At 55.5% G+C, this 13,834-nt stretch carries 9 protein-coding genes; all 9 read right to left on the bottom strand.

What is annotated here, in order from left to right; genetic code table 11:
• Positions 1 to 701: 701 nt before the first annotated feature.
• Positions 702 to 1,370 carry a PspA/IM30 family protein gene (locus ACFFK0_RS03550; RefSeq protein ID WP_377468519.1) on the bottom strand — a complete coding sequence of 223 codons (669 nt, stop codon included), beginning with the start codon at positions 1,368 to 1,370 and terminating at the stop codon, positions 702 to 704.
• A gap of 1 nt (position 1,371) precedes the next feature.
• Positions 1,372 to 1,911 (bottom strand): hypothetical protein, encoded by a 540-nt coding sequence (locus tag ACFFK0_RS03555; RefSeq protein WP_377468520.1) that lies wholly within the window; start codon positions 1,909 to 1,911, stop codon positions 1,372 to 1,374.
• Between the two features lie 25 nt (positions 1,912 to 1,936).
• Positions 1,937 to 2,725, bottom strand: coding sequence for a hypothetical protein (locus tag ACFFK0_RS03560; RefSeq protein WP_377468521.1), 789 nt, complete (start codon positions 2,723 to 2,725; stop codon positions 1,937 to 1,939).
• Positions 2,726 to 2,958: 233 nt separating this feature from the next.
• Positions 2,959 to 4,956: a methyl-accepting chemotaxis protein gene (locus ACFFK0_RS03565; protein WP_377468522.1), complete on the bottom strand. Its 1,998-nt coding sequence runs from the start codon at positions 4,954 to 4,956 to the stop codon at positions 2,959 to 2,961.
• A 216-nt stretch (positions 4,957 to 5,172) separates the two neighbouring features.
• Positions 5,173 to 7,239: a glycosyl hydrolase 115 family protein gene (locus tag ACFFK0_RS03570; protein WP_377468563.1), complete on the bottom strand. Its 2,067-nt coding sequence runs from the start codon at positions 7,237 to 7,239 to the stop codon at positions 5,173 to 5,175.
• Between the two features lie 54 nt (positions 7,240 to 7,293).
• Positions 7,294 to 9,522: a helix-turn-helix domain-containing protein gene (locus tag ACFFK0_RS03575; protein WP_377468523.1), complete on the bottom strand. Its 2,229-nt coding sequence runs from the start codon at positions 9,520 to 9,522 to the stop codon at positions 7,294 to 7,296.
• Between the two features lie 57 nt (positions 9,523 to 9,579).
• Positions 9,580 to 11,187 carry an extracellular solute-binding protein gene (locus ACFFK0_RS03580; RefSeq protein WP_377468524.1) on the bottom strand — a complete coding sequence of 536 codons (1,608 nt, stop codon included), beginning with the start codon at positions 11,185 to 11,187 and terminating at the stop codon, positions 9,580 to 9,582.
• A gap of 66 nt (positions 11,188 to 11,253) precedes the next feature.
• Positions 11,254 to 11,919, bottom strand: coding sequence for a rhamnogalacturonan acetylesterase (locus ACFFK0_RS03585; protein ID WP_377468525.1), 666 nt, complete (start codon positions 11,917 to 11,919; stop codon positions 11,254 to 11,256).
• Positions 11,920 to 12,210: 291 nt separating this feature from the next.
• Entirely contained in the window at positions 12,211 to 13,824 is a 1,614-nt protein-coding gene (locus tag ACFFK0_RS03590) for an extracellular solute-binding protein (RefSeq protein WP_377468526.1), read from the bottom strand.
• Between the last annotated feature and the right edge of the window lie 10 nt (positions 13,825 to 13,834).

Genomic DNA, 13,834 nt, shown 5'->3' on the forward strand with positions numbered 1-13,834 from the left:
TTTACCCTTAACATACTTGCACGGAAACCCCTTCCATATGCGCGCATTTCTGTCGAAAGTTCTGACGCTGTAACATTGCGTTCTTACCGACCGGCGCCGTTGCGCTAAGAGACTCTGCCGTTACGTATGCCGCTCTTTGCCTCCCGTGATGGCAGCGTTGTTGGTTACGTATGCCGTGCTATGCTCCCTTAGTTGGCAGCGTTATTGGTTAGCGGTTTCGGACGTCCTTATTTCGCTCGAAAGCTGCATATCGGTGGAGATAGCGGTTTGCGAGGGACTTATTTGGCGGCTTGGTGCGTTGAACGTTAAATGTTTGCGCTTACACGAAAAATTAGCTCCTCCGCAAACCGTTATTTTGACCGATGCTCGTGGAGTTGAGAAAATAAAGCCCCGGGAATCCGTAATTTAAGCGAGATGACTCGGCAGATGGCGATGTACAGAGTCAAGCTCCTAAACCTCTCGAAAATGAAACGTTCACACAAGCCTCTACATATGTGAAATTGAGACTCGTATCGGTATGTGTGGAATGGACCCGCCGGGAAAGCTGGAGTGTCCCAATTTCCTAATTTTGGTGGACAAAATCAGAATGAAGGCACGTAACGCCACCGTAACGCCTATTCAGCCAAACTATGGAGTGCAGCTTATATCCGACAAAACCGGGACTCGCCCGATTGGGGCGGTCCCGGCCTGCCGTTCACACGTTAGGCTTGCTTCCGTTGCTCCTTGAGCATGGCGAGCTCTTCCATGACGTCTGCGCGAAGCTTGCGCTCCCGCTCCTGGACGGCGCTGCCGCCCATCAGCTGGTTGACGGCGCGGCTCGCTTTCGCTTCCGCTTCCCATCTCCACACCTGCTGCTCCATGCCGGCGAGGGCGCCGTTCATCTTCTGTGCGTCGAAGGAGTGGATGACCCGGTTGACGTCGCGGATCGTGCGGGCGGCCTCGGCCCGGGCGGCAAGCGCCTCGTGCTTCTGCACCAGTGCCTCGCGGGTTGCCTGCAGCTCCCTGAGCTGCTCAAGCAAAGCGGCGGTTTGCGCTTTGACAGCCTCGTACTGCTCACGGTACATCTCAAGCTTCTGCACTTGCACAAGCTTCTCCTGGATCGCCAGCTCGGCGATAGCATCCTCACCGCGGTCGACAGCCAGCTCCGCTTGGCGGGTACGCTTCGCGACCAGCTCCTCCGTACGGTTAACCAGCGCCTCGCATTGCGTTTCCGTAAACAAATGGCCCGCCAGCGTTGTACGCACTTTATCGATCTGCTCCTGAACCTCGCGGATATATTGCTTAACCATGTTCACCGGATCTTCCATGCGGTCCAGCGCATCGTGAATGTCCGCAAGTGCAATGCTTTTAACTCGAGAGAAAATACCCATTTTAGTTGTCCTCCTTCATAGCTTGCTGCTCCCATTCGTCGAGCAGCTTGGCGTTGTTTACATTTTCGGTGTACATCGGGTTGGCAAGCGGCTCGGCTTGTCCCGCATAAGACTGCACCGGAGCGGGCTGCCTGTTCATTCTGTAAGCCAAGTATGCACCGACCAGTACGATCGGGATGCCGATGACCGGCGGCGTCAAGAGAAGCAAGCCCGCTGCGGCGAAGCTCATACCGACGATGCGTACGAAGCTGCTGTCCTTAGCCTTCTTCCACAGCAGCGCACCGCCGACCAGCATCATGAGCGGCAGCAGCCAGCTCAAGAACCGTATAGTGCCGAAGCCATGCGCGACTTGTCCTCCAAAGCCGCCGCGGCCGCCGCGGATGCCGTGCGGCATCATGCTCATGCCGCCTCCGTGCCCTCGCCCGAAGGTACGCGGCCCGTAGCCCGGCCCTCCGCTCCATAAGAAGTGGTACGCAGCGCCGATGACGATGAGCGCTCCGGCCCCGAATAAGATCCATTTCCACGTGTGCTGCTTCTTCAAGCCGTTCCTCTCCTTTACTTCTATGTTACGCCCCTGTTACAGACGTGTCGGCAGCCGGTGCTGCCGGTGCGGTCGTCTCTGTGCTTGCCGGAGCTTTAGGGGGCATCTTGCGGTCTATGAACTGACCGATTTCCTCATCAAGACCGGACTTGATCTGCGAGATCAGCTGATCCCGGCTCACGCCGTGCTCCTGTGCGATATCCGCGAGCGATTGGCCCGATTGCAGAGCGGTCTTCAGCTCATCCTCCGTCATCCCCAGCAAAGCGGCGATTTGCTCTTGCCCGCCGAACATTCCGCCCAGGCCCCGGCCCATGCCTTTGCCGCCGCGCTTGCCGGGCTCGCCGCCTGCCGGAAGAACGCTCGTAATTTGCTGCTGCACTTGTTCGTTAAGGCCTGCCTTCTGCCGATCCGCCTGCTCCTGCGTCAGCTTGCCTGCCGCGACCGCATCGTCGATAGCTTTGGTTTGCGCGTCGACCAGCTTTTGCAGCAGATCCGCCTCGCTCAGACCCGCCTTCTCCTGTGCGACCTGAGCCAGCGTCTTGCCTTGGCCAAGCTCGGTACGAAGCGCTGCCTCGTCGATGCCGATCAGAGCCGCCGCTTCCTTCGTCACCTGCATGCCGCCGTGGAAGCCGCCCTTACCTCGTTCACCTCCCCTTCCGAAAGCCTTGCCTGCATCTGCCTGAGCGCTCGCCGCGCCGTCCGTAGAATTCGTTGCGGCATAAGCCTTCTGCTGTTGTACGGCGACCGCCGCACCTCCGATCAAGAGCGCCGCCGCCAGTGTGCCTGTCATCATTTTTTTGCTCCATGGTTTCATCGTTATCTGCTCCTTTCAAGTGGCTTGTGTGTTGATCTGCTTTACACTTTGAAGTATAGGCACCTAACCTTAAAGGGACATGATAATGGGCTGAGGGTTCATTGAATCTTCGCTGAATATCCGCTGAATGAATTTGGCAACCGCCTGCGGCCGGATCGCCCATGCCGGGCGTACACGAAAAACGACCGCTTGCCCCGGAATACGGGCAAACGGTCGCTGCCGAATGTCTTCTTCTATTTCACTTGAAACAAAGCCGTCAGTTGCTCCAATTCGGCCATCATGTCATTCAGCGCTTGGGTCGAAGCCACCATATCGTCCATCAACGCAATTTGTTTGTCGGAATGCTCCGCTACCAGCTGCGAATTCGCCGCCGAAGTCTGTGCGATATGGACCATTTGTCCCATCGAGGCCGAAACCTCCTCCGTACCGGCGGATAGTTGCTGGGTCGCGGCGGAAATTTCCTGCACCTGCTCGGAAACTTGCATAATCGAGCTGCGAATCGCGGAAAAAGTATGACCGATCTGCTGCATATGCACAATACCATGTTCAATCTCTTGCTTATTTTGACTTATCGATTGTGTCGCGCTAACCGACGAACTCTGAATTTGCCGGACCAGGTCGGACACGCTGTTGACGGACTGCTTCGTCTGCTCCGCCAATTTTTTCACTTCGCCGGCCACGACGGCAAAGCCTCTGCCGGATTCTCCGGCTCTTGCAGCTTCAATGGAGGCATTCAGCGACAGCAGCGCCGTTTGATTGGAAATATTCGAAATCAGTCCGATAATGTTGCCGATCTCCATGGCATGTGCGTTGAGCTCATGGATAACCTGGTAAGCGGCATTCGCCGTGTCATTGATAATACTCATTTGGCCGATGGCCTTCTGAATATCGTTGTTGCCGTTCTCCACCCGGCCATATACGCCTGCCGCTTGATCGGACACCGTACCGGAGGACTCGGCAATTTTTTGGATGCCGCTGGACATTTCCTCCATCGCTCTGGCCGACTGCTCGGCACCGGCGAATTGAACGCTCGTTCCTTCGGCGATCTCCCGGATGGAGCTGCCGATTTGTTGAACCGATTCGGACGACAACCCCGTCGTTACGGTAAATTTGTCGGTGGCAGCGGCAACGCTTCGGATCGACGAATGGATCTTCGCAACAATCCCCGAGAAGGAATCGAGCATCGTATTCATGCTGCCGATTAATTGGCCCATTTCGTCGTGCGACTTAACGGGGAGCCGTTCCGTCAAATTTCCGGCAGCAACCTTCTTCATGAAGGAGGATAGCGTCAGCACCATGGCCGAAATATACCTGGAAACGATAAGGGCAAAGATCAAGGTTAAGAGAACAACCGCCCCCATGACAGAAACGGATATTTTCCTCGTTAGATTCACGTGGGCAAGCACTTCGGCTTCCGGTACGGCCACTACGAGCTTCCAATTCGTATTCGGTATAGTCCCGAAGTAATTGATCATTCTTACACCGGCGTCGTCCGTATACGTGAATGTTCCCGATTCGTGATTGAGCACGTAGTCTTGGAATTTTTGCGCATCTTCGCCCTTGGAGAACTCCTCCAGCTTTTTCCCGATCCGGCCGGTGTCGGGATGCGTATAATACTCGCCTATACCGGATAACAGATAGCCGTAGCCGGTTTCAGCGATTTTGATGCGATTGGTGACCGCTGTGAAAGCTTCCGGCGACACGGTGCTGACGATGACTCCGACCAAATTGCCGGCATCGTCCAGTACGGGAACATCGATCGGAAAGATGTACTGGTTCGACACTTTGCTGAGCAGCATATCGCCGACGACCGTTTTTTTCGTTGATTTCGCCTTCAGAAAGTGGTCTCGGTCGCTAACATTAATCGGTACGCCCGAAATATCGACTCCGACGCCTTCGGGATTTATGAAATTATAGTTTTGGATATCGGCGTCGCTTTCCTTTAATGCCTTCAGCAGCGGAAGAATGTGTTTCGGGTCACCTTTCTTGAACTCGGGATGACTTTTCAACAAAGTCTCTGTTCTTGCCGCTTTGGCTTGAATCCACTGGTTCAATTGGGCCATATAAATATTTGTAAGGTCTTCTTGAATGTTCTCATTCTCCGTACGAGCCGAATTGCTGAAATAGGATACGGAGAAAAACGTGGTAGCCAGCAATGGAACGATGGAAATGATGAGAAGCAGCAGAGTCAGTTTGAAGCGGATCGAAATGTCCTTCCATTTGAATCTCATAGCCAGGTCTCCCTTGAACAGTAATGTTGTCGCATGAATCGATACGTTTTGACAAATCTCGCCATATTGATATCGGTACTTTAAGATGAATTTGTTAGGTTTTTATTAGGATTTTGTCGCATATATTTGATAAAAATAAAAGACAAGGCCGATGCCGCCAACGGGCGGCCGCTCCTTGTCTCTTTATTTCCGCGGCTATCCAGCCGCTTAACTTAGTTATATCGCGCCGGTCTCCTGAAAATGCCTCTTCAGCCTAATCGCCAGCTCGTCGTCGGAAAGCGGGTTGCGGTGCGTGTTCTCCAAATAAATGTACTTCTCGGTTTCCGGCATCAGGTATTCCTTATACCACAGGAAGAAGTCGGGACTGTCGCCGTGCATGCGCAGGAAGCGTCTGAGCGTGTCCACATTGTACACGGTACTCTCGATATTCGTAAGCCAATCCGCGCGATAGAAGCGGTCCCACTTGCCATGCTCCGCATCCCTCAGTACGTCTAGGCCTTTCCGGTAGCACCACAACGATTCGGAGGCGAAGACGAACGCCTGCGGGTAACGCTCTTCGCGATATTCCCCGTAAGCGCGGCAGAGCCAGTAAAAGCCCTCGCAGCCGGACAAATGCAGGGCGCCGTGGAACCTCAGATGATCCGCCGCCCGCCGGGCGTCGTCCGTGCCGAGCTTTGCCGCCACAACCTCGTCGCACCGCTGCAGCCATGCCTCCCACTTCCGCATGCCCTGCCCCAGCCGCTCCTCGAAGCCCTTCACTTGTTCCTGGAAAGGAACGTCGCCTACGGCCCAGAACAGCCTTTCGAGCGGCTGATCGCCTTTCCCCTGCAGCCAGTGGCCGATGATTTTCCGGGCCGGATGGTGATAATACTCGTCGCCGGCCAAATCGTCGGCGTTAGGCCCGTACGGAATCGCCGCTTCCGAATAGCTGCGGTACAGCTCCTCCAGCTCAGCATGATGCGCCCCATAATAGCCGCTCACGAACTCGCTCAAGTGCTGGTCCGCGTCGATATGGCCGGCGCTCCACAGCTCCCGAATGATATCCAGCTGGTACACATGGGGCCTGATGTTGCCGCAGTTGACCAGCAAGTATTCATCCGCTCTGGCCGCAAACGCCGATTCGATCTCCTGCTTCAGAAAAGCCGCCGGCCCCGGGAACATCGTCAGGTGATTCGAAGCCTGCAAATCGTGGAACGTGACGTGATAGTACACGCCATGCTTACCGCCGTCCCTTTCCGCCGGAAGCGCCGGTACCCGGAGATTGAGATTGCCGTGTCTGCGGGACACCATCCTGCCGTAGCCGTTATCGGCCCACACCTTGATCACGTCGTCCGGCAGGTCCACATAACCGCCCTTGTACAATTCGGATATTTCGCCATAAAGAGCCGCACAGTACACCGGATTGTCCACAGCGCTCGCGATCATGTCGTACTGCTTCCGGATGACCTTGCTGATCATTGCCCCGCGCTTCTCCGGCGTGTCGAAGGAAGGGTCGTCAATCCAGAACGGCTTGTCTCCTTGGCCGCGGAACGACAATACCCAAACGACCTTCATCTCCTTCTGCTCTTCGATTGCCTCCCGCCACAAGCTTTCGAACAGCTCGGGCTCCTCGTGATAGCTTGGTTTTCTCCCCGGGAAGGCGCGCAGGAACATCTCGGCGCCCAGCGGCTCGGCATGGTGATGCGTGACCCACAGGCCCATCTCGGCGGCGAGCTTGTAATGGATGCCGTCGCGCGGCAGGTCCGTACCCGGAATGACCATATTGCCGCCGCAGCGCAGCAGCGCTTCGAACACCGGCTCCCACACTTCCCGTGATGGCGGATACGGCTCCTTCCAGCCGATCAAGCACACCTCGTCGTTAACGAACCACCCGCGGTAACGGACCTTCGGTGCCGGAGCGTCGTAATTTTCGCAAGGAATATCGATTTCGGAACGCGCAGCGATCGCTTGATCCGCCCAAAACCAAAACGGCTGAATGCCCAAAGCCTTTCTGCTGAATTCCAAAATCCCGTAAACGAGCCCCAGCTCATCCCGGCCCACAATATCCATACGGAGTGACGTTCCATCGGAGGGGAACCGAAAGCCGAACGCCTCGGGCCGCTGCGGAATGTCGTCTTGCTCATTCGCATAGCGGATATGAAGCTCCGCCGCTTGCTGACCGCCCGCAACAAGCTCGGGAGCCGTGCCTAACACCGCTTCGAGATCCCGGACCAGCATCCGGACGGCGTGCTCAACCGGCGAAGTCAGCGCCTCCGGAATGCGAACGCGCACCTGCCCCTTTATTTTTAGAACACCGTTACCACTGCGATTCACCTGTCATCATCCTTCCTCAACGATCTATCTGGAATCTCCGTGCTTCATCTGACTTTCCCGATATTGTCCCGGAGAGACGCCTACGATTTTCTTAAATACCCGGATGAACGAAGTCGTGTTCGCATAGCCGATAATTTCCGATATCGTCTGCACCGAAGCATCCGATTCGCGCAGCATTTTTTTCGCATAGTCCATTTTTAACCCGATGAGAAAATCGCTGAAGTTCTCGCCGGTGCTTTCCTTGAACAGCTGGCTTAAATATTTGGGTCCGATTTGAAACCGGTCGCTCAGCAGGGTAAGAGAGAGGCTGGGATCCATGAAATGTTCCGTCACATAGTTACGAATGTCCCGAATCAGCGCATGATGACGGCGGCTCTGCGCAAGCTCTCCGACCTGCCCGGCAAGCGGCTCCAAGGCGGTGAGGAAGCACGCCTCCAGCTCCTGCAGAGTATCCGACTGCTCTAGAGCGAGGAGCAGGCCCGACTTCGCCTCCAGCAGCCGCTCTTTAGCCGCTTCAGGCAGCGCACCGTCCAGCTCGTACTCGAGATGGAACACCAAGTAATGAAGCAGACGGTTGACATCGTCCTTGCGGAGGCGCTGTACGGCCATCTCGCCGAACAGCCGCTTCAGCTCGTCGGGCCATTCGGGCTCGGACATCCGGAGCTTGCGAACGATCGTGCGGATGCTTTCCAGGTAGGCGAACCATTCGCCGTCCGGCTTCCCTATCACTTCAACCGAGTCGATAATTTGATTCGCACCCAGCGTAACCTTGCGGCTGACGGCCGCCGAAGCGTCGTCGAACGAACGGGCGATCGCCGGCTCTTGGTGAGCGGGCGAACCGATGCCGATCGTAACCGTAAAATCCAGATGCTGCTCCACCCACACTCTCACTTGCTCCGCAAGCTGCAGCATTTGATGCTCCAGAGCTTCGCCGTCATCCGAGATGAGCAGGACGACAAGCTGATGCTTGAAGATCCACTCCGTCACGATCCTTTGGCCGTTCTGCTCGGAGATTTCGACGGCAACGCTGCTGACGATAAATTTGAACAGCGATTGATCACCCGGGCTGTACTTGAGACCGAACTGCACGTAGTGATCGATCTCCAATAGCGCTACGATAAAGTGGCCGGCCGCCAGCCCGAAGTGATGCCATTCCTGCTCCCACGCAGCCCGGTCGTCTTCGTACTCCCCTTTTAGCAAAATTTGCAAAAACTGCTGTCTGCGGATCACCAGGTGCTCCTGCTGTTTTTCCTGGAAAGCCATATTATTCGTAATCAACCGCTCGATCGCATGATCGATGAAGGCGAATTCGTTGCGGTTCTCCCCCGGCTCGGCGGGCTTGATGGCGGAGGAGAACCGATCGATCCGATGCAAAATCGCCTCAATCGGCTTATAGCTCCTGCGGGTCACGTAGAAGGTAGAGCCGATCGCGAAGACAATGGCCCCCAGCGCCAGCAAAATCCATACCGTACTTCCGTGAAGCAGAAAATCAAACAGCTTGCCGCCCTTAATGCTCATGCGGTATTTCCAGCCCGTGTAGTCCGAAACGACCTCCGCATTCAGTGTGCTGCTGGACGATGCTGCGCCGCTTTCGCCGAAGAACGGCTTTCCCTGGGCGTCGAACAGCTGCGCCTCCGTAATATTTTGGTCAATCATTTGATGAATATAGGAATCGAGCGACGACACCTTGATATTAATCATTAAGTAGCCTAAGCTTCCGGAATCGCGCGGGATCTTCAGCCCCAGCGACGTGACGCTCACCGATGCGGCGCCGTTCTCCTTAAGCCGAGGCGGCGACCAAACGCCGCTCAGTATGCTTTCCATCGAGCTGCGGACGTAGCTGCGGTCGGGAAATTGTTCGATCGGGCGAATCTCGCTTTGATCGAGCACCTTGCCGTCCCGGGCCCGGTACAAGTAAACGGAATCGATGAGCCCGTATCGAACGATGAGCGTGCTTAGCAGATTGGAAACATCGTACTCCCGGGCCCGGTCCGAAGGTCCGACAAGAAACTGCTGCAGCTCCTCGCTCGTTTCGCCCATTTTCTGCGCGTCGAACGCAATCCCCTTCAGCGAGCTGTCCACCATGTTCGCAATGAATGCGGCCGTCAGCCGGTTCGCCTGACTCGCATTGCGGACATTTATTTCGTTAATAACGGATATGAAAATAAACACCAGCATACTAACCGTAACAAACAGTATGGGAAGGTACGACAGCAGCATCCTCTTGATGTAATTGTTGTTACCGATCCTCATCTTCCCCACCCTCTGTGCTCTTAAGCATGCGGTAACCGCCGGAAGAGGCCTGCGCCGTCATTCCGCCTGCCCTTTCATTGCTTTATAGGCGGCTCTGCGTTCGTCGATAACGGCTTGACCGCCCAGCTTCAAATATTCCCGGGTTAGCGTATCAAACGTAGTGCTGAAATCTTCCGGCTTGGCCAAAATACTCTTCACGATCGCTTCCTGTGCTTTTGCCTTCAGCGTTTTGCCGAATTTGATCTCGGCATCGATCGGGCGGTCGAAGCGCGGTGCGGTGTAGCCGTCCTTTAGTCCGTTAAGGATCGTTTGCTTCGCCAGCTCTTTGTAGCTCGGGAATTGGAGAGACGCGACTTCCACATTGTTATCCCGCGAGCCGACATCTTTGCCGTTGATCACGAGCGCCAGATCGCTGTTATTGTAGAACGTGTTCCTCGCTTCGTCCGTCACGATCGCCTTCGGAATGCCGTTCTCCAGTGTATAATGCCGGCCCTCGATACCGTTCGTGAGCGTGAACAGAATATCCGGCTTCGACATCCAATCCAAATACTTTATCGCTTCGACCGCATGCTTGCTCGACTTGGGCACCATGATATACATGCCGATCGGCTCGTACACCGCTTTCGGCGACTTGCCCTCCTCATCGGTGAACGGATCCATCGCGACGTATTCGGCACCCGGAACGTTCTTCTTCAGCGCATCGAAGACGTTGCCCGTACCCATTAGCACATGGTGAGCCGCCAGCGCGGTGAAGGCCCCGACATAACCGTTCGCCACAGCCTTCTCGAAGCTTTTGCCGTCTTTATCCAGCGCGAAGTCCGGATTGATCAAGCCTTCGGCATTCATTTGGTTCAGGAAGCGGACGCCCTCTTTGAAGCCCGGCTTCATCACTTCCGGGACCGAGGTGCCCGGGGTCGTGGATAGTGCGTAGCGATCCTCTTCCGGCATCTTGGTAACGAACGATTGGATCAATACGAACGGGGACGTAATCGTCGTACCGTCGATCGAAGAGAAGCTGTAAGGGATCACTTTGCCGCCGGTTTGCCCCGGGTCTTTTTCCTTAAACGCTTTCATCGTTTCGTAAAATTGCTGCGTCGTCTTCGGTACCGGCAGTCCGAGCTTATCCAGCCAATCCTTGCGAATATAAGAAGACTGGGTATAGGGCAGCGGCCGCTTCGCCGGGATGGTATACTGCTTGCCGTTGAAGACGCCGTAGGCCAAAACTTCGGGACCGAGGAACGTCTTCAGGTTCGGCCCATACTTGTCGATCAGCGGGCCGAGCTCGGTCAAGCCGCCCCCCTTGACGTAATTGTGAACCGTATTCGTGTCGTACGTAAACACAATATCGGGTGCATCGCCGGTAGACATCAGCAGGTTGAGCTTGTCCACCTCTTGATTCCGCGGCACGGCCACGAACTGCAGCTTGATGTAGTTCGGATCGCCGAAATGTTCCTGAATCCACTGCGTCCAGAAGTTATTGTCGACCGGTCCGGCGCCCGCGGGCGCATTTCCCCTATCGAACACCTCTGCCTTCAAGGTGACCGGCGCCAGACTCACGGCGCCTCCGGAGACGTCAGGAGAAGAGCTGGAGCAAGCCGCAAGCATGACGGTCAGCGCCAGTGCAGCAGCGGAAGCTCCGATCCGCTTTCTATGCTGTGTTTTCATGCTAGCCCTCCTTACCTGCTATTTCGACTCTCTCTTCGATCAGACCTGTATAAAAATCAGAGGATTTCAGCCGATTTTCAGATTCAGCCTGGCGATCGCATCAGCCACCATTCGAGCGGCAGCCTCCGCACCTTGCTCGTTCAAATGCGTATTGTCTTGAACCCCCTCCGGGTAATTCGGATGCTCGCCCGGCTCCAGCCAGGTCAGCCACTCCTTCGATTTGGCTTCTCCCATTTCCTTGAAGGCGACGGCGCTGCGTCCGCATAAATCGATGAAGGGGACGTTCTCCCGGACTGCCAGCGCTTCCATCGATCGGGGATAATCGCCGTGCGTGTCGATCAGTAACCCGTCTGCGTCAAAATGTCTGCGGCAAATCGGCGAGATGAGTACGGGACACGCCCCCTTCTCTCTAGCCCCGTCAATGTATTGCTTCAAATAAAGAGGGTACGTGCTCCAAGGACTCGTATGCCTCCCGGCATCTTCCTTGCTGTCGTTGTGTCCGAATTGAATGAACAAGCAGTCGCCCGGCTTGATCAGGTCTACAATTTCGGCCAGCCTTCCTTCGTCGATAAAGCTCTTCGAGCTTCTCCCGTTCGCGGCCTTGTTCACGATCCGAACGGATTCGGGCACAAATAAGTGAAGCTTATTGCCCCAGCCCTGCATCGGATATTTGTCAGGCGGATAGTTCGCCATCGTCGAATCTCCCGCCAAATAAATCGTTTGCCGATTCATTTCGCCACCCCGCTATGTAGTCGTGTTTATTCATTCCCGCAGGCAACCGGGCAGCCTTCGACCGCTCCGTTCCTGCAAAAATTCTGTAAGCGGTCCCCCGCCCATATTACCCATACTATACGTGAACTGCGGCGAACGAAACAATAGACCGTTTTCCGGATGTTAGCCGAATTCCGAATCCGTTGATACAACTGGCTTCACCGAACAAAAAACGGGAACACCCGTCATGAAGCAGCGGATGTTCCCGGATTTAGCACGAAGCTGATGTGCTCTGCGATTGCGGTCTATGGATTACTTCTTCATATCTTTGTAAGCGGCTCTGCGTTCGTCAATGACGGCTTGACCGCCCAGCTTCAGGAATTCGCCGACTAACGAATCGAACGTCTTGCTGAAATCTTCCGGCTTCGCCATGATGCTCTTGACGATAGCCTCTTGCGCCTTATCCTTGAGCGTCTTGCCGAATTTGATCTCCGAATCGATCGGGCGATCGAAGCGAGGCACGGTGTACCCGTCCTTGAGCCCGTTAAGAATCGTCTGCTTCGCCAGTTCTTTGTAGCCTGCGAATTGGATTGAGGCGGCTTCGATATTTTTTTCCTGGGAGCCGAACTCTTTCCCGTTGCTGATGATGGCGATATCGGTGTTATTGTAGAACGTCTTCTTCGCTTCGTCCGTCGTGATCGGCTTCGGGAAACCGTTCTCCAGCGTATAATGCTGGCCTTCGATGCCGTTCTGCAGCGTAAACAGCACTTCCGGCTTCGACATCCAATCCAAATATTTCACCGCTTCCACCGCATGCTTGCTCGACTTCGGAACCATGATGTACGCGCCGATCGGATCGTAAACGGCTTTCGGCGATTTGCCGTCTTCGTCCGTGAACGGGTCGATCGCGATGTACTCGGCGCCCGGAACGTTCTTCTTGAGCGTGTCGAAGACGCTGCCGGGGGCCATCAGGTTCGGGTGAGCGGCCAGCGCCGTGAAGGCGCCGACGAGTCCGTTCGCCACGGCTTTCTCGAAGCTCTTGCCGTCTTTGTCCAGGGCAAAGTCCGGATTGATCAAGCCCTCCGCATTCATCTTATTCAGGAACTGGACGCCCTCTTTGTAGCCCGGCTTCGTAATTTCCGGGATTGAGGTGCCCGATGTCGACGACAACGCGTAACGGTCCTCCTCCGACATCTTCTTCACGAAGGAATTGATCAGGACGCCTGGAGATGTAATGGTCGTACCTTCAATAGCAGAGAAGTCGTAAGGGATCAGTTTGCCGCCGGTTTGCCCCGGATCCTTCTCCTTAAACGCTTTCATAATTTGGTAAAATTCTTGCGTCGTCTTCGGCGCCGGCAGACCGAGCTTATCCAGCCAATCCTTGCGGATATACGTGGACTGGGTAAATACCAGCGTTCTCTTCGCCGGGATCGTATACTGCTTCCCGTTGAAGACGCCATAGTCGAGAACCTCCTTACCTAGGAACTTCTTCAGGTTCGGGCCGTGCTCCTCGACCACTTGGCCGAGATCGGCCAACCCGCCGCTCTTGACATAGTTGTAGATCGTATTCGTGTCATACGTAAACACGATATCGGGCGCATCGCCGGTGGACATCAGCACGTTGAGCTTATCCACCTCTTGATTCCGCGGTACGGGAACGAACTGCAGCTTAATATGGTTCGGATCCCCGAAATTTTTCTGAATCCATTGCGTCCAGTAGTTGTTATCGACCGGGCCTGCCCCTGCAGGCGCATTGCCCCGGTCGAACACCTCCACCTTCAAGGTGACGGGCTCCTTGCTTGCATTGCCGCTTGCGCCGCCGGCAGGTGCAGCATCCTTGGCCGGGCCGGAGCAAGCCGCCAGCAGGCCTGTCAGCACCAGTGCCGCAGTCGATACGCCAAACCATTTTCTTGTCTCTGCTTTCATGTTCGAACTC

Origin of the sequence: Paenibacillus chartarius (assembly GCF_042432825.1) — a bacterium.
In the GTDB taxonomy this organism is placed as follows: domain Bacteria; phylum Bacillota; class Bacilli; order Paenibacillales; family NBRC-103111; genus Gordoniibacillus; species Gordoniibacillus chartarius.